Source organism: Pseudomonas sp. LBUM1656, from assembly GCF_059716065.1.
The window spans coordinates 66,158-81,618 of the sequence record NZ_CP166800.1 but is presented as its reverse complement, the minus strand read 5'-3'; the positions used below and the strand labels follow the sequence as shown (position 1 = coordinate 81,618).

Below are 15,461 nucleotides of genomic sequence, written 5' to 3'. Positions count from 1 at the left end.
CTGCCCAGCCCATCTGTTTGCAGGAGACACGCCATGAGCGCCGTCATCGATGACCATGGTCATGCCGACCACGCCCACGGTCCCGCCAAAGGTCTGATGCGCTGGGTGCTGACCACCAACCACAAGGACATCGGCACGCTGTACCTGTGGTTTGCGTTTTCCATGTTCCTGTTGGGCGGCTCGTTCGCGATGGTGATTCGCGCCGAACTATTCCAGCCGGGACTGCAAATCGTCCAGCCGGAATTCTTCAACCAGATGACCACCATGCACGGTCTGGTCATGGTGTTCGGTGCGGTGATGCCGGCGTTCGTCGGCCTCGCCAACTGGATGATCCCGTTGATGATCGGCGCGCCGGACATGGCCCTGCCACGGATGAACAACTTCAGCTTCTGGCTGTTACCGGCGGCGTTCATTTTGCTGGTTTCGACCCTGTTCACTCCCGGTGGCGGACCGAACTTCGGCTGGACGTTCTACGCCCCGCTATCGACGACCTACGCACCGGAGAGCGTGACGTTCTTCATCTTCGCCATCCACTTGATGGGGATCAGTTCGATCATGGGTGCGATCAACGTGATCGCCACCATCCTCAACCTGCGCGCCCCCGGCATGACGTTGATGAAAATGCCGCTGTTCGTCTGGACCTGGTTGATCACCGCGTTCCTGCTGATCGCGGTGATGCCAGTGCTGGCCGGTTGCGTGACGATGATGCTGATGGACATCCACTTCGGCACCAGTTTCTTCAGTGCTGCCGGTGGCGGTGATCCGGTGCTGTTCCAGCACGTGTTCTGGTTCTTCGGTCACCCCGAGGTGTACATCATGATCCTGCCGGCCTTCGGTGCCGTGAGCTCGATCATTCCGGCCTTTTCGCGCAAGCCGCTGTTTGGCTACACCTCGATGGTCTATGCCACGGCCAGTATCGCCTTCCTGTCATTCATCGTCTGGGCGCACCACATGTTCGTGGTCGGCATTCCGCTGGTGGGCGAGCTGTTCTTCATGTACGCCACGCTGCTGATCGCGGTGCCGACGGGCGTGAAGGTGTTCAACTGGGCCAGCACCATGTGGCAAGGCTCGCTGACCTTCGAGACGCCGATGCTGTTCGCGGTGGCGTTCGTGATCCTGTTCTCCATTGGCGGGTTCTCCGGGTTGATGCTGGCCATCGCCCCAGCGGACTTCCAGTACCAGGACACGTATTTTGTGGTCGCGCACTTCCACTACGTACTGGTGCCGGGGGCGATCTTCGGAATCTTCGCCTCGGCTTACTACTGGCTGCCGAAATGGACCGGCCACATGTACGACGAAACGCTCGGCAAGCTGCACTTCTGGCTCTCGTTCATCGGCATGAACATGGCGTTCTTCCCGATGCACTTCGTGGGCCTGGCCGGCATGCCACGCCGAATTCCGGACTACAACCTGCAATTCGCCGACTTCAACATGGTGTCGTCGATAGGCGCATTCATGTTCGGTGCCACGCAGATCTTCTTCCTGTTCATCGTGATCAAGACCATTCGCGGCGGCGAGCCGGCACCGGCCAAACCATGGGATGGCGCGGAAGGCCTGGAATGGAGCGTCCCTTCACCGGCGCCGTATCACACCTTCACCAAACCGCCGGAAGTGAAGTGAACACCTTACCCAATGTGGGAGCGGGCTTGCTCGCGAAGAACGATGACGCGGTGTTCCTGCTAAACCGCAGCGCCTGCTTCGCGAGCAAGCCCGCTCCCACAAGGGTCTGCGTCGAGGGTAGAGACCATGGCTGACTCGATTTCGATGAAAAAGCTGGTCACGCGCCTGTTGTTGGTGGTGGTGGCGATGTTTGTCTTCGGGTTTGCCTTGGTGCCGATCTACGACGTGATGTGCAAGGCGTTCGGCATCAATGGCAAGACCTCCGGGCAGTACCAAGGCGAGCAGACGGTCGACACGTCGCGGCAGGTGCGTGTGCAGTTCCTGTCGACCAATGCCGCCGACATGTCCTGGGATTTCTATCCCAAGAGTGACGAGCTGACGGCCAACCCGGGGGCGGTGAACGAGATGATTTTCATCGCGCACAACCCGACTGATAAGCCGATGAGCGCGCAAGCGGTACCGAGCATCGCACCGAGCAATGCCGCGGCGTACTTCCACAAGACCGAATGTTTCTGCTTTACCCAGCAAGTGCTGCAGCCCGGTCAACGGATCGAGATGCCGGTACGTTTCATCGTTGACCGCGACATGCCCAAGGAAGTGAAGCACCTGACGCTGTCCTACACGCTGTTCGATATCACCGCCCGACATCCCCCGGTGGCTGTAAACACTGGCGGCTGAGCGTGCCCGATAAGGAGAACAATAAATGGCAACTCATGAGCACTATTACGTACCGGCCCAGAGCAAATGGCCGATCATCGCCACCGTCGGTATGTTCGTCACCGTGTTCGGCCTGGCTACCTGGTTCAACGACCTGAAAGCTGCGCGGCCCGAATCACACGGCCCGTTGATCTTTTTCGTCGGCGGCCTGTTGCTGGCCTACATGCTGTTCGGCTGGTTCGGGACGGTGATCAAGGAAAGTCGTCAGGGGTTGTACAGCGCGCAGATGGATCGCTCGTTCCGCTGGGGCATGAGCTGGTTCATCTTCTCGGAGGTGATGTTCTTCATCGCATTCTTCGGCGCATTGTTTTATGTGCGCAACATCACTGGCCCATCGCTGGGCGGTGACGGCGCCAAAGGCCTCGCCCACATGTTGTGGCCGAACTTCGAGTTCGTCTGGCCGCTGCTGAACAACCCGGACCCGAAACTCTTCCCGGCACCCAAGGACGTCATCAGCCCCTGGGGCCTGCCGCTGCTCAACACCGTGTTGCTGGTGAGTTCCAGCGTCACCATCACCATCGCCCACCACGCCTTGAAAAAGGGTCATCGCGGTGCACTGAAAATCTGGCTGGCCATCACTGTCTTGCTCGGTTGTGCATTCCTCGGTTTTCAGGCCGAAGAATACATCCACGCCTATCAGGAACTGGGCCTGACCCTGGGTTCCGGCATCTACGGCGCAACATTCTTCATGCTCACCGGGTTCCACGGCGCCCACGTGACCATGGGCACCATCATTCTGTTTGTGATGCTGATGCGGGTCCTGCGCGGGCACTTCGATAACGAGCACCAGTTCGGATTTGAAGCGGCGAGTTGGTACTGGCACTTCGTGGACGTGGTGTGGATCGGTCTTTTCGTTTTCGTCTACGTGCTCTGAGGCTTTACCAAGGCGCAGTGGAAACCAGCTGGCCGCTGAAAAAACCCCAGGCGATCAAGCCGACGGTGATAGCGGCCAAGGCAACACGCACACTCAAGGCAATGACGAGGCGGTTCGAGCTGCTGTCGTCCTTGACCAGAAAAAACAGGCCGCTGAACAGGCTGACAACCGTGGCAATCAGCATCAGGACGATGGCTGCTTTGAGCATGGTGAGACTCCGGGGGAAAGGCGATGCACTTGAGTATAGCTATCGCGACTACCGACTTTCTGGCGACGCCATGAAGCGCTTTCGGCCGGGCATCGTGCCGACCCTGGTGGTCGCGCTATTGCTGCCCATGCTGGTGTCACTCGGGTTCTGGCAACTGAGCCGGGGCGCGGAGAAAAGCGCGCTGCTGCAAAGCTACACCGAGCGCCGGGCGGCTGAGCCGATGGCCAGCACCGAGCTGCTGCACACCGAGGATCTGGCCTTTCGCCGGGTCCGACTGCACGGCCAATTTGATGCCACACACAGCCTGCTGCTGGATAACCGCCAGCGCGACGGCAAGGTCGGTGTCGAACTGCTGCAACCGTTTCAGGACCAGGCGACCGGGCTCTGGCTGCTGGTCAATCGCGGCTGGCTGCCGTGGCCGGATCGGCGCACCCCGCCGCAGTTCACTACCCCGACTCAGGCCTTGAGTCTCGATGCCTGGGTCTACGTCTCCCCCGGCGCCACCTTCCAATTGCACGCCGACCCCAGCACCACCACCTGGCCACAACTGATCACTGCCGTCGAACCCGCCAAGCTGTGGACGGCGCTCGATCGTGACGGTTTTGCCTACGAATTACGCGCAGAAACCGGTTCCGCGTCCTACCAGGCCGATTGGCCGGTGGTGGCCATGGGGCCGGAAAAACATATCGCTTATGCCGTGCAGTGGTTCGCCATGTCGATCGCCCTGTTCGGTTTTTATCTCTATCTCGGCTGGCACAACGCAAAGGAGAAACACCATGGGAGCGGCCATGAATCCACCCAGCATGTCTGAGGCGAAAACGCCGGCGAGTCGGCGCAAGGGCCGGTTGCAGTTATTGCTGATTGTGCTTGGGGTGATCGGTCCGATGATCCTCGCCACAGGCATGTACAAATTGCAGTTCTGGGTGCCGGAAGGCCGCAGTTATCACGGCGAGTTGATCGGCAACGGCCAGACCCGCGCCGACCTTGGCGTGCAGGCGCAGGAGGAGCGTTGGCAATTGCTGGTCACGGCGCCCAGGGAGTGTTCGGTGGACTGCCAGCAGCTGGTTTACCTGGCGCGGCAGATCCAGATCGGCCTCGGCCGCGATGCGGGGCGCGCCAGTCACGCGTTGGCCGCAGCGCAACCGCTAAGCAGTGATTACGACGCCAAGCTGACCCGCGAATACCCGCAACTGCAACGTTACCCCATGGACCTGACCACCTTCAGCAAGACCACCGGCGACAAAGCCGTGCCCCAGCTGTGGATCATCGACCCCCACGGCAATCTGGTGTTGCGCTACGACCCGACGGTGAAGGGTAAAGACCTGCTCAACGACCTGCGTCATTTGCTGAAACTGTCGAACATCGGATAAGGGCATCGTCATGGCCAAACCTGGATTTCGCCTCGCGCTGTTTGCCACCTTGCTGGCACTGATTGTGGTGTTGCTGGGCGCCTACACCCGCCTGACCCACGCCGGCCTCGGTTGCCCGGACTGGCCCGGCTGCTACGGCTTTATCAGCGTGCCGAAAAGCGAAGCCCAACTGGCCCATGCCGAATTGCATTTTCCCGATGCGCCCGTCGAAGCCCACAAAGGCTGGAACGAGATGGTTCACCGCTATTTCGCCGGCACGCTGGGGTTGCTGATTTCGGTGCTGGCCGGTCGTGCCTGGGTGCATCGCCGTCATCCGGGGCAACCGGTGAAGTTGCCCTTGTTTCTGCTGGCGGTGGTGATCACCCAAGCGGCGTTTGGTATGTGGACGGTGACGCTCAAGCTCTGGCCGCAAGTGGTGACCGGGCATTTGCTCGGCGGTTTTGCGACCTTGAGCCTGCTGTTTTTGCTGACCTTGCGCCTGTCCGGCGTACTGCCGGCGCTGACCGTGCCCCGACGTTTGCAGCACTGGGCGACGGCCGGGTTGCTGCTGGTGATCCTGCAAATCGCCCTCGGTGGCTGGGTCAGTTCCAACTACGCGGCGGTGGCCTGCATCGACTTCCCGACCTGCCACGGGCAATGGCTGCCACCGGCTGATTTCGCCAACGGTTTTCACCTGACGCAACACATCGGCCCCAATTACCTCGGCGGGCAACTGGACAGCGATGCCCGCACGGCCATTCACGTGACTCATCGTATCGGCGCATTGCTGGTAACGCTTGTCCTGCTGGGTCTGGCCTGGCAACTGAAGGTGGTCGGCATGACGCGTCTGGCGGGGCTGGTGCTGATCGCCCTCGCAGCACAGATCACGCTGGGCATCAGCAACGTTGTCTTTCACCTTCCGCTGCCCGTCGCCGTCGCTCACAACGCCGGCGGCGCAGCGCTGTTGCTGACGATGGTGCTGGTCAATTATCACGCGCGGACCAGCCTGGTTCGGGCCAAACAGCAATCCCCTGCGCGCTGGCGGTTCAGCCCGCGCAAACACTCAGCCGGGCCCATAACAATAAAAGGAGAGATGCCATGGCGACTCTGATCGGCGAACGTCACAGCCAGGCGATCTGGCGTGACTACCTGGAGCTGACCAAACCGAAAGTGGTGGTGCTGATGCTCATCACCTCGCTGGTCGGCATGTTCCTTGCGACCCGCGCGGGGGTGCCGTGGACGGTGCTGGTGTTCGGCAATCTGGGGATCGCCTTGTGTGCCGGCGGTGCGGCGGCGGTGAACCATGTGGTGGACCGGCGTATCGATGCGGTGATGGCTCGCACCCACAAACGTCCCCTGGCCGAAGGTCGGGTGTCACCGGCGGCGGCGCTTACTTTTGCCTTGGTATTGGCAGTGCTTGGGCAAGCCGTGCTGCTGGCCTTCACCAACGCGCTGACGGCCTGGCTGACCCTCGCGTCCTTGCTCGGTTATGCGGTGGTCTATACCGGTTTCCTGAAGCGTGCGACGCCACAGAACATTGTCATCGGTGGCCTCGCCGGTGCTGCCCCACCGCTGCTCGGCTGGACCGCTGCAACCGGTCATATCAGCGCCGAACCCTTGTTGCTGGTGCTGATCATCTTCGCCTGGACCCCGCCGCACTTCTGGGCCCTGGCCATTCACCGCAAAGAGGAATACGCCAAGGCCGACATCCCGATGTTGCCGGTGACCCATGGCGAGCATTACACCAAGGTCCACATCCTGCTTTATACCTTTGCGCTGCTGGCGGTCAGCCTGATGCCGTACGTGATCCACATGAGTGGCATGCTCTACCTGATTTGCGCCCTGGGACTGGGCGCGAGGTTTCTGCAATGGGCCGTGGTGCTGTACCGTGGCACTCGGCCGCACGCGGCGATCAACACCTTCAAGTACTCTATCTATTACTTGTTTCTGCTGTTTATCGCGCTGCTCGTAGACCACTACTTATTGTTGAACCTATGACTCGAACTCAGAAAACCGTCTTCATCCTCGTCGCCCTGATCGCGCTGGTTATGGGCCTGACCATCAACAAAGTGCTGTCCGGCAAAGGCGAGGGCGATCCGACGGCGTTGATCGACGCCGGGATCATTTTGCTGCCGCAAAGCCGCAACCTGCCAAATGTGACGATGACCGATCAGGACGGCAAACCCGTGGCGGTCAACGAGCTGAAAGACAAGTGGTCGCTGCTGTTCTTCGGCTACACCTTTTGCCCGGACATTTGCCCGACCACCCTCGCCCAACTGCGGCAGATCAAAAGCGAACTGCCGCCAGAGGCTGTGGCCAAGTTGCAGATCATCCTGGTCAGCGTCGACCCGAACCGCGACACGCCCAAACAGCTCAAGCAATACCTGGGCTACTTCGATCCGCAGTTCCAGGGCCTCACGGCGACGTCGGTTGAAGACATTCAGAAACTGGCCAATGCGGTGAGCATCCCGTTCATTCCGGCGGACACCAGCAAGCCGAATTACACGGTTGATCACAGCGGCAACCTGGCGGTGATCGGGCCGGACGGGACACAGCGCGGGTTCATTCGCGCACCGCTGAACAACGTGAAATTGGTGGCGCAGTTGCCGGTGATGCTTAACCGTAAGTGACACTGCAAAAACCTGTGGGAGCGGCGGTGCGACGATTCGACTGGCCCGCGATGAGGCCTTCTCATTTAACATCAATGTCGGCTGATGCACCGCCATCGCGGGCAAGCCCGCTCCCACAGGGTCGTATTCCAGGCACAAAAAAGGGGCGCATTTGAATGCGCCCCTTTTTTGCTTGCCGTCAGTCAATCAAAACGCCGGCAATACCGCGCCTTTGTACTTCTCGAGAATGAAGGCTTTCACTTCCGGGCTGTGCAGGGCAGCCACCAGTTTCTTCATGGCTTCGCTGTCCTTGTCGTCCGGACGGGCAACGAGGATGTTCACGTAAGGCGAGTCGTTGCCTTCGATGACCAGCGCGTCCTTGGACGGATCAAGCTTGGCTTCCAGCGCGTAGTTGGTGTTGATCAGCGCCAGGTCGACCTGGGTCAGCACGCGCGGGATGGTCGCGGCTTCCAGTTCACGGAATTTCAGGTCCTTGGTGTTCTCGGTGATGTCCTTGACCGTCGAAAGGATGTTGTTCGAATCCTTCAACTTGATCAAACCAGCCTTGGCCAGCAGCAACAGCGCACGACCGCCGTTGGTGGCGTCGTTCGGGATCACCACGTTGGCGCCGCCTGGCAGCTCGGTCAGTGCTTTGTACTTGCTGGAGTAAGCGCCCAGCGGTTCCAGGTGTACGCCGGCAACGGCGACCAGGTTAGTGCTCTTGGCCTTGTTGAACTCATCAAGGTACGGCTGGTGCTGGAAGAAGTTGGCGTCCAGACGCTTCTCGGCAACCTGCACGTTCGGCTGGATGTAGTCGGTGAAGACCTTGACCTTCAGGTCCACGCCTTCTTTGGCCAGGGCCGGTTTGACGAATTCGAGGATTTCCGCGTGCGGAACCGGAGTGGCGGCGACGGTCAGGGTGTCCGCGTGAGCGGAAAACGCTGCAACGGCTGCGAACGCGACGAGTAGTTTTTTCATTCAGCTAACTCCATGTGGGCACCCGTTTGGCGCCTGCCAGCGAATGGCCGGCTCATGCATTTAATGACAAAAGCTTATTTACGTGAGAAGTGTACGACCAGCTTGTCGCCGACGGTTTGCAGTACTTGCACCAGCACCAGCAACAACAGCACGGTCACGACCATCACATCAGGCTGGAAACGCTGGTAACCGAAACGGATCGCCAGGTCGCCCAGGCCACCCGCGCCGACCACACCTGCCATCGCCGTGTAGGACACCAGTGTAATGGCTGTCACCGTAATCGCCGCGAAGATGCCCGGACGGGCTTCCGGCAGCAAGGCATTGGTGATGATCTGCCGGGTCGTGGCGCCCATGGCCTGGGTCGCCTCGATGATGCCGCGATCCACTTCACGCAAGGCGGTTTCCACCAGTCGCGCGAAGAAAGGCGTAGCGCCAATCACCAGCGGCGGAATCGCACCGGCAACCCCAAGCGACGTGCCAGTGATCAACACGGTGAACGGGATCATCACGATCAGCAAAATGATGAACGGCAGCGAACGCAGGATGTTCACCATCAGCGACAGCATCGCGTAGACGCCTTTGGCTTCCAGCAACTGACGCGGGCTGCAGAGGAACAACAGCACGCCCAACGGCAGGCCGAGCAAAACGGTGAACAACAACGAACCGAAGAGCATCAGCAGGGTGTCGCCGGTCGCCAGCCAGATTTCGTACCAGTCGATATTGACGAAGAAACTTGTCAGGACTTCCATCAGCGCAGGACCTCCATGTGGACGTCAGCCGCGGTGAAGTGGGCAAACGCCGCCTCCATGTCGCCACCGGTGACGGCCAGGGTCAGTTGCCCGTAAGGGATGTCTTTGATGCGGTCGATACGACCGGCCAGGATGCTGTAGTCCACACCCGTTTCCCGAGCGACGGTACCCAGCAACGGCGCGTAGGTCGCTTCGCCCTGGAACGTCAGACGCACGATGCGTCCCGGCACGTGAGAGAAGTCGTCACGCTGTTCGCTTTCGTCGATCTGTTCGTCTTCTTGCACGAAACGCTTGGTGGTCGGGTGCTTGGGATGCAGGAACACCTCGGCCACCGAACCTTGCTCGACGATCACACCCGCGTCCATGACGGCGACCTGGTCGCAGACCCGACGGATCACGTCCATCTCGTGGGTAATCAGCACGATGGTCAGTTTCAGCTCGCGGTTGATCTCGGCCAGCAATTGCAGGACCGACGCAGTGGTTTGCGGGTCCAGGGCACTGGTCGCTTCATCGCACAGCAGGATTTTTGGCTTGGTCGCCAGGGCGCGGGCAATGCCGACACGCTGCTTCTGGCCACCGGACAGCTGCGCCGGGTACTTTTTGGCGTGGTCGGACAAACCGACCCGCGCCAGCAACTCGGCGACACGCTGGTCGATCTCACTGCGCGACAGCTCACCGGCCAGAGTCAACGGCAGCGCGACGTTGTCGGCCACGGTTTTGGACGCCAGCAGGTTGAAGTGCTGGAAAATCATCCCGACCTGTTGGCGGAAGCGGCGCAGGCTGTTGGCGTCGAGCGCCGTGACTTCTTCGCCGTCGACGATGATCGTGCCGCCACTGGACTCTTCCAGGCGATTGATCAGACGCAGCAGGGTACTTTTTCCCGCACCGGAATGACCGATCAGGCCGAAGACCTGACCGTTCTCAATCGTCAGACTGGTCGGGTGCAGGGCGGGGATATCCTTACCGGCGACGCGGTAGGTTTTGTGGACGTTTTGAAACTCGATCACGTAGCGAACCTTGTGGGGCGCGTTGGAATAGGGTCAGCGGTTAGCCGGGCGCGCATTTTAGCCTGTCCGTATAGAGGTTATTAGCATTTATTCCGCATTCAACCTTCCATTTGGCAATAACGCGATCAAAGGTTAGAAAAAAGGAACGGCTAAAACCCTCATCAGTCACTAATAAGGCAACTCGAAAACGCCCCCGGTGCCGTGCCTGGGGAATGCATATGAGTCCTGGCTACGGGATCGCAACGAGGAGTTTACGACTGATGAGTACTAAAAAGCCTGCCGCCCCCAAAAGCGCACTGGCCGGGACCGATACCCTGGACCGCGGCAACACCAACGCCAAGCTCGACAGCCTGGAAAAATTCCGCTCCGATGCCACCGAACAGGCTCTGCGCACCAATCAGGGTGTGAAGGTGTCGGACAACCAGAACACCCTGAAGGTCGGCGCCCGCGGGCCGTCGTTACTGGAAGACTTCATCATGCGTGAAAAAATCACGCACTTTGACCATGAGCGTATTCCAGAGCGCATCGTTCACGCCCGCGGCACCGGCGCCCATGGCTTCTTCCAGACCTATGAGAATCATTCGGTACTGACAAAGGCTGGTTTCCTACAAGATCCGGGCAAGAAAACCCCAGTCTTCGTGCGATTTTCCACCGTGCAGGGCCCACGTGGATCAGGCGATACCGTGCGAGACGTGCGAGGTTTCGCCGTGAAGTTCTTCACCGATGAAGGCAACTTCGACCTGGTGGGCAACAACATGCCGGTGTTTTTCATCCAGGATGCGATCAAGTTTCCTGACTTCGTGCATGCGGTGAAACCAGAGCCGCACAACGAGATTCCTACCGGCGGCTCGGCTCACGATACCTTCTGGGATTTTGTCTCGCTGGTGCCGGAATCCGCGCACATGGTGATCTGGGCCATGTCCGACAGGGCGATCCCGAAAAGCCTGCGCAGCATGCAAGGCTTCGGCGTGCATACGTTCCGGTTGATCAATGCCGAAGGCAAGTCGCGCTTCGTCAAATTCCATTGGCGCCCTACCGCCGGCACTTGTTCGCTGGTGTGGGATGAAGCGCAGAAGCTCGCCGGCAAAGACACCGATTACCACCGTCGTGATCTGTGGGAATCGATCGAGATGGGCGACTACCCGGAATGGGAATTGGGCGTGCAGGTCATTGAGGAAGAAAACGAACATAACTTCGACTTCGATATCCTCGACCCGACCAAACTGATCCCGGAAGAGCTGGTACCGATCACCCCGTTGGGCAAAATGACCCTCAACCGCAACCCGGACAACTTCTTTGCGGAAACCGAGCAGGTTGCGTTCTGTCCGGGCCATATCGTGCCGGGCATCGACTTCTCCAACGATCCTTTGCTGCAGGGCCGACTGTTTTCCTACACCGATACGCAAATCAGCCGACTCGGCGGGCCGAACTTTCACGAGATCCCTATCAACCGCCCGGTGGCGCCGTTCCATAACGGCCAGCGGGATGCAATGCATCGCACCACCATCGACAAGGGCCGCGCGGCCTACGAGCCGAACTCCATCGATGGCGGTTGGCCGAAAGAAACGCCACCCGCCGCGCAGGACGGTGGATTCGAGAGTTACCCTGAGCGCATCGACGCCAACAAGATTCGCCAGCGCAGCGAGTCGTTCAGCGACCATTTCTCCCAGGCGCGGCTGTTTTTTCACAGCATGAGCAAGCACGAGCAGGAACACATCATCTCGGCGTACAGCTTTGAGCTGGGCAAGGTCGAGCGTGAGTTTATCCGTGCACGCCAGGTGAATGAGATCCTGGCCAATATCGACCTGGAACTGGCCAAGCGCGTGGCGCAGAACCTCGGCTTGCCGGCGCCGAAAGCAGGCACCGTCGACGTGCGTAAAACGTCTCTGGACCGCTCGCCGGCGTTGAGCCAGGCCAACCTGCTGCCTGGGGATATCAAAACCCGGAAAGTGGCGATTCTGGCGGCCAACGGTGTCGATGGTGCTGCGATTGATGCAATGAAGAAGGCGCTGAAGGCTGAAGGCGCGCACGCCAAGTTGCTCGGCCCGACCTCCGCGCCGGTGACCACTGCCGATGGCAAAACATTGCCGGTGGACGCTTCGATGGAAGGTTTGCCTTCGGTGGCGTTCGATGCGGTATTCGTGCCCGGTGGCGCGGCGTCGATCAAGGCGTTGAGCGGCGATGGCGTGGCGTTGCATTACCTGTTGGAGGCGTACAAGCACTTGAAGGCGATTGCGCTGCATGGCGAAGCGAAGCAATTGCTGGATGTGTTGAAGCTTGAGGTGGATGCCGGGCTGATCGTGGGCGCGGATGCCAAGTTGATCAAACCGTTTTTTGCCGCGATCGGGCAGCATCGGGTTTGGGATCGGGAGCCGAAAGCCAAGGCGATTCCGGCTTAAGCTTTGTATCGACAGGGAAGACGCTATCGCGAGCAAGCTCGCTCCCACCGTGGGTTGGAAGTGATCACAAATCTGTGGTCAACCACAAACCCTGTGGGAGCGGCGGTGCGACGATTCGACTTGCCCGCGAAGCTTTTAGGGCTTGCGAGGACTCAAGACGATCTGCGCCGGAACGTTGCGCAGGATCTGCTTCTGCAGATTCAGATCAAACCCCGAATCCAGCTTCTTCACCCGCTTGGTCAGCAGTGTGGCTAGCCAAGGGTAATCCTGGGTGCGCGGCGCCTGAATGCTCACGTCGCACTGGTAATTCACCACATCAGCGGCGATCGCATCCAGTTGGCGGCGAAGCTTGGTCATATCGGTGAGGTTCAACGCAACCGTGGTGCTTTCGGCGGTCGGATCAATCACCTTCGCCTGCGGTTTGGCCTCGGCAGCCAATAGCGCCGCTTCAGCCCTGTCCAGCTCGGCTTTACGGGCATCGACGATGGCGTTGTTGAGCCCACCCGTCAGCGCCGGAGCCTTTGGCATTAACGCCCGAGCACGAGCCAGCGCCGTGGCGGCCGCATTCACGTCGCCCTTTTGCAGCACGATCTGGCTGCGACGCAGATAGGCTTCAGCCAATTGCCGCTGATATTGCACCAAGGATGGATCGTCAGGCGATTGGGCCTGCAAGGTCGCCAGTTGATCTTCGGCGGTGGCCAGTTCGCTGCTGGCCAGGTTTTGTTCCAGCTGCGCGATGGCCGTGGCCCGTGCATCGGTTGCCTCAGTGGTGGCCGATGGCGTGCTTTGGCAAGCGCCCAGTAGCAGCGAAAATGCGACAAGGAGCAGATAACGGGAGGCTAACAGCTTCATTCCTGCGACTCTCTATTTGCGCAAAAAACGAGCAAGTCTACACCCCTCGACGGGGCAGGACAAAACTCAGCAGAAACAGTGCGGCGGCCGTCACAACAATCGAGGGTCCCGCCGGGGTGTCCTTGAACCACGACAACGCCAACCCGCCACAGACCGCGAGCATGCCCAGCAGGCTCGCGCCCAGTGCCATCTGCTCCGGCGAGCGGGCGTGACGTTGTGCCGCCGCCGCCGGAATGATCAACAGCGAAGTAATCAGCAACACACCGACGATTTTCATCGCCACAGCGATCACCACAGCGATCAGCAACATCAGGGTCAGGCGCAGCGCCGGCACGGGCAAACCTTCCACCCTGGCCAGTTCTTCGTGCACCGTGATCGCCAGCAACGGCCGCCACAACGTCACCAGCAAAGCCAGAACGACAGCACTGCCGCCGAGGATCCAGGCCAGGTCGGTCGGGCTGATCGCCAGCAAGTCACCGAACAGATACGCCATCAGGTCTATCCGCACTTCGTGCATGAAGCTTAGTACGACCAGGCCCAGAGAGAGCGTGCTTGGTGCGAGAATTCCCAAAAGCGTGTCGGACGCCAGCGGCTGACGCTGTTGCAACGTCACCAGCAGCACCGCCAACAGCAAACAGCCGACGGTGACGGCCACGGTCGGGCTGACATCCAGCAGAAAGCCCAACGCCACGCCGAGCAAGGCTGCGTGGGACAAGGTGTCGCCGAAATAGGCCATGCGCCGCCAGACCACAAACGAGCCCAGCGGTCCTGCGACCAGTGCCAAAGCCAGACCTGCAAGCAGGGCGTAAAGCAGAAAATCAGCCATGCTTGCAGCTATCTCCATGGACATGGGGGGCCGTCGGGGCCGCGCTGACCACCGACCCATGCAGGTCATGGGCGTGGTCATGGTGGTGGTGATAAATCGCCAGGCTTTGTGCGTTCTTTCCGAACAGCTCGACGAAAGCCGGATCGCCGCTGACCTGTTCCGGGTGCCCGGAGCAGCAGACATGACGATTCAGGCAAACCACCTGATCGGTGGTGCTCATGACCAGGTGCAAATCATGGGAGACCATCAACACGCCGCAGCCGTGACGATCCCTGAGGCGCGTTATCAAACTGTAGAGCTCGGCCTGACCGGCCACATCGACACCTTGCACCGGTTCGTCGAGTACCAGCAGTTCCGGCTCGCGCAACAAGGCCCGAGCCAGCAGCACGCGCTGCATTTCGCCACCGGAAACACTTTGCACCGGGCTGTCGATCACTTGTTCGGCGCCGACTTCCTTGAGTGCCGCCAAAGCTCTGGCGCGGTCCACACCCGGCACCAGCCGCAAGAAGCGCAATACCGACAGCGGCAACGTCGGATCGACGTGAAGTTTTTGCGGCATGTAACCGACCCGCAGTTTCGGCTTGCGCCAGACGCTACCGCTGTCCGGCTTCAACAGACCGAGTACAGCGCGCACCAGCGTGGTTTTACCCGCGCCATTCGGGCCGATCAGGGTGACGATCTGCCCAGGCTCGACGCTCAGCTCGATGTTATCCAGCACGTTTTGCCCGGCAAAGGTGACGGCAACCTGCTCCAGGCGGATCAGCGCATTGCTCATCAAGCCCCCTGGCAACCCGAACAAACGCCGACCACTTCAACCGTCTGGCTTTCGACGACGAAACCGACGTCCTTGGCGCTGCTGATGATGGCGTCGCTGATGGATTTCTGTTCAAGCTCGATGGCCGCGTGGCATTCGCGGCAGATCAGGAACTGACCCTGGTGGGCATGCTCCGGGTGATTGCAGCCGACGAAGGCGTTGAGCGAGGAGATACGGTGGACGAGGCCGTTTTCCAGCAGGAAATCCAGCGCGCGGTACACGGTGGGCGGCGCGGCGCGGCGGCCGTCCTGCTCGCTGAGTACCGCGAGAATGTCGTAGGCGCCCAGCGGTTTGTGGCTTTGCCACACCAGTTCCAGTACCCGCCGACGCAAGGCGGTCAGGCGCAAGCCTTGACGTGCGCACAAGGCATCGGCCTCTGACAGTGCGCTATGCACGCAATGAGAGTGGTCGTGGGGACGGCTGGCAATCGGTGTTTTAGGCATGAGCGGCGACGAGTTT

The 15,461-nt window shown here is 60.2% G+C and carries 17 protein-coding genes; 9 read left to right on the top strand and 8 right to left on the bottom strand.

The genetic code is table 11. From position 1 onward, the window contains the following. The first annotated feature begins 33 nt into the window (after positions 1-33). From ctaD to ACA072_RS00380, 3 genes are all read left to right on the top strand, one after another. On the top strand, positions 34-1,620 hold the full coding sequence (gene ctaD / locus ACA072_RS00390) for a cytochrome c oxidase subunit I (RefSeq protein WP_497622371.1): 1,587 nt from the start codon (positions 34-36) through the stop codon (positions 1,618-1,620). 126 nt (positions 1,621-1,746) lie between these two features. Then, on the top strand, positions 1,747-2,298 hold the full coding sequence (locus tag ACA072_RS00385) for a cytochrome c oxidase assembly protein (RefSeq protein WP_497622369.1): 552 nt from the start codon (positions 1,747-1,749) through the stop codon (positions 2,296-2,298). A gap of 25 nt (positions 2,299-2,323) precedes the next feature. Beyond that, the gene (locus ACA072_RS00380) at positions 2,324-3,211 is read left to right on the top strand and encodes a cytochrome c oxidase subunit 3 (RefSeq protein ID WP_109627106.1); all 888 of its coding nucleotides are present in this window, start codon (positions 2,324-2,326) and stop codon (positions 3,209-3,211) included. 4 nt (positions 3,212-3,215) lie between these two features. Here the strand turns inward: ACA072_RS00380 and ACA072_RS00375 are convergent, their stop codons facing one another. Continuing rightward, positions 3,216-3,419, bottom strand: a complete 204-nt coding sequence (locus ACA072_RS00375; protein ID WP_094469789.1) for a twin transmembrane helix small protein — start codon at positions 3,417-3,419, stop codon at positions 3,216-3,218. A gap of 70 nt (positions 3,420-3,489) precedes the next feature. Here ACA072_RS00375 and ACA072_RS00370 point away from each other — a divergent pair, with 70 nt between their 5' ends. The 5 genes from ACA072_RS00370 to ACA072_RS00350 are packed head-to-tail and all read left to right on the top strand — an operon-like array spanning position 3,490 to position 7,398. Then, positions 3,490-4,230, top strand: a complete 741-nt coding sequence (locus tag ACA072_RS00370) for an SURF1 family protein (protein ID WP_497622366.1) — start codon at positions 3,490-3,492, stop codon at positions 4,228-4,230. Then, complete coding sequence (locus tag ACA072_RS00365) at positions 4,196-4,789, top strand: PA_0111/PP_0108 family redox-active disulfide protein (RefSeq protein WP_497622364.1); 594 nt, start codon at positions 4,196-4,198, stop codon at positions 4,787-4,789. Before ACA072_RS00370 ends, ACA072_RS00365 begins: the two co-directional genes overlap by 35 nt. 10 nt (positions 4,790-4,799) lie before the next feature. Beyond that, positions 4,800-5,879, top strand: coding sequence for a COX15/CtaA family protein (locus ACA072_RS00360; RefSeq protein WP_497622362.1), 1,080 nt, complete (start codon positions 4,800-4,802; stop codon positions 5,877-5,879). Next, entirely contained in the window at positions 5,867-6,766 is a 900-nt protein-coding gene (gene cyoE / locus ACA072_RS00355) for a heme o synthase (protein ID WP_461956479.1), read from the top strand. The genes ACA072_RS00360 and cyoE overlap by 13 nt, the downstream gene beginning before the upstream one ends. After that, the gene (locus ACA072_RS00350) at positions 6,763-7,398 is read left to right on the top strand and encodes an SCO family protein (RefSeq protein WP_497622359.1); all 636 of its coding nucleotides are present in this window, start codon (positions 6,763-6,765) and stop codon (positions 7,396-7,398) included. The genes cyoE and ACA072_RS00350 overlap by 4 nt, the downstream gene beginning before the upstream one ends. Positions 7,399-7,584: 186 nt before the next feature. On the opposite strand, the gene ACA072_RS00345 is transcribed toward ACA072_RS00350, so the two are convergent. The 3 genes from ACA072_RS00345 to ACA072_RS00335 all read right to left on the bottom strand — a co-directional run bounded on the left by ACA072_RS00345 (position 7,585) and on the right by ACA072_RS00335 (position 10,111). Beyond that, positions 7,585-8,355, bottom strand: a complete 771-nt coding sequence (locus ACA072_RS00345) for a MetQ/NlpA family ABC transporter substrate-binding protein (RefSeq protein WP_497622357.1) — start codon at positions 8,353-8,355, stop codon at positions 7,585-7,587. Between the two features lie 74 nt (positions 8,356-8,429). Continuing rightward, complete coding sequence (locus tag ACA072_RS00340) at positions 8,430-9,104, bottom strand: methionine ABC transporter permease (RefSeq protein WP_497622355.1); 675 nt, start codon at positions 9,102-9,104, stop codon at positions 8,430-8,432. Continuing rightward, positions 9,104-10,111: a methionine ABC transporter ATP-binding protein gene (locus ACA072_RS00335; protein ID WP_497622354.1), complete on the bottom strand. Its 1,008-nt coding sequence runs from the start codon at positions 10,109-10,111 to the stop codon at positions 9,104-9,106. Before ACA072_RS00335 ends, ACA072_RS00340 begins: the two co-directional genes overlap by 1 nt. A gap of 260 nt (positions 10,112-10,371) precedes the next feature. Between ACA072_RS00335 and katE the strand changes: the two genes are divergently transcribed. Continuing rightward, a complete protein-coding gene (gene katE, locus ACA072_RS00330; RefSeq protein WP_497622353.1) occupies positions 10,372-12,510 on the top strand; it encodes a catalase HPII in 2,139 nt (712 codons plus the stop codon). Positions 12,511-12,645: 135 nt separating this feature from the next. On the opposite strand, the gene ACA072_RS00325 is transcribed toward katE, so the two are convergent. From ACA072_RS00325 to zur, 4 genes are read right to left on the bottom strand one after another with little or no spacing between them, the layout of a single operon-like run. After that, positions 12,646-13,362, bottom strand: a complete 717-nt coding sequence (locus ACA072_RS00325) for a PA5502 family lipoprotein (protein WP_497622352.1) — start codon at positions 13,360-13,362, stop codon at positions 12,646-12,648. 37 nt (positions 13,363-13,399) lie between these two features. Then, a complete protein-coding gene (znuB, locus tag ACA072_RS00320) occupies positions 13,400-14,188 on the bottom strand; it encodes a zinc ABC transporter permease subunit ZnuB (RefSeq protein ID WP_497296825.1) in 789 nt (262 codons plus the stop codon). Further along, entirely contained in the window at positions 14,181-14,963 is a 783-nt protein-coding gene (gene znuC / locus ACA072_RS00315; RefSeq protein WP_497622350.1) for a zinc ABC transporter ATP-binding protein ZnuC, read from the bottom strand. Before znuC ends, znuB begins: the two co-directional genes overlap by 8 nt. Further along, on the bottom strand, positions 14,963-15,445 hold the full coding sequence (gene zur / locus ACA072_RS00310; protein WP_438659832.1) for a zinc uptake transcriptional repressor Zur: 483 nt from the start codon (positions 15,443-15,445) through the stop codon (positions 14,963-14,965). The genes znuC and zur overlap by 1 nt, the downstream gene beginning before the upstream one ends. Positions 15,446-15,461 lie beyond the last annotated feature (16 nt).

Coding starts and splice junctions, on each gene's coding strand:
- ACA072_RS00370 (WP_497622366.1), top strand. CDS start 3,490: ATGAAGCGCTTTCGGCCGGGCATCGTGCCGACCCTGGTGGTCGCGCTA.
- ACA072_RS00325 (WP_497622352.1), bottom strand. CDS start 13,362: ATGAAGCTGTTAGCCTCCCGTTATCTGCTCCTTGTCGCATTTTCGCTG.
- ACA072_RS00375 (WP_094469789.1), bottom strand. CDS start 3,419: ATGCTCAAAGCAGCCATCGTCCTGATGCTGATTGCCACGGTTGTCAGC.
- ACA072_RS00350 (WP_497622359.1), top strand. CDS start 6,763: ATGACTCGAACTCAGAAAACCGTCTTCATCCTCGTCGCCCTGATCGCG.
- znuC (WP_497622350.1), bottom strand. CDS start 14,963: ATGAGCAATGCGCTGATCCGCCTGGAGCAGGTTGCCGTCACCTTTGCC.
- cyoE (WP_461956479.1), top strand. CDS start 5,867: ATGGCGACTCTGATCGGCGAACGTCACAGCCAGGCGATCTGGCGTGAC.
- ACA072_RS00360 (WP_497622362.1), top strand. CDS start 4,800: ATGGCCAAACCTGGATTTCGCCTCGCGCTGTTTGCCACCTTGCTGGCA.
- znuB (WP_497296825.1), bottom strand. CDS start 14,188: ATGGCTGATTTTCTGCTTTACGCCCTGCTTGCAGGTCTGGCTTTGGCA.
- zur (WP_438659832.1), bottom strand. CDS start 15,445: ATGCCTAAAACACCGATTGCCAGCCGTCCCCACGACCACTCTCATTGC.
- ACA072_RS00385 (WP_497622369.1), top strand. CDS start 1,747: ATGGCTGACTCGATTTCGATGAAAAAGCTGGTCACGCGCCTGTTGTTG.
- ACA072_RS00365 (WP_497622364.1), top strand. CDS start 4,196: ATGGGAGCGGCCATGAATCCACCCAGCATGTCTGAGGCGAAAACGCCG.
- katE (WP_497622353.1), top strand. CDS start 10,372: ATGAGTACTAAAAAGCCTGCCGCCCCCAAAAGCGCACTGGCCGGGACC.
- ctaD (WP_497622371.1), top strand. CDS start 34: ATGAGCGCCGTCATCGATGACCATGGTCATGCCGACCACGCCCACGGT.
- ACA072_RS00345 (WP_497622357.1), bottom strand. CDS start 8,355: ATGAAAAAACTACTCGTCGCGTTCGCAGCCGTTGCAGCGTTTTCCGCT.
- ACA072_RS00380 (WP_109627106.1), top strand. CDS start 2,324: ATGGCAACTCATGAGCACTATTACGTACCGGCCCAGAGCAAATGGCCG.
- ACA072_RS00340 (WP_497622355.1), bottom strand. CDS start 9,104: ATGGAAGTCCTGACAAGTTTCTTCGTCAATATCGACTGGTACGAAATC.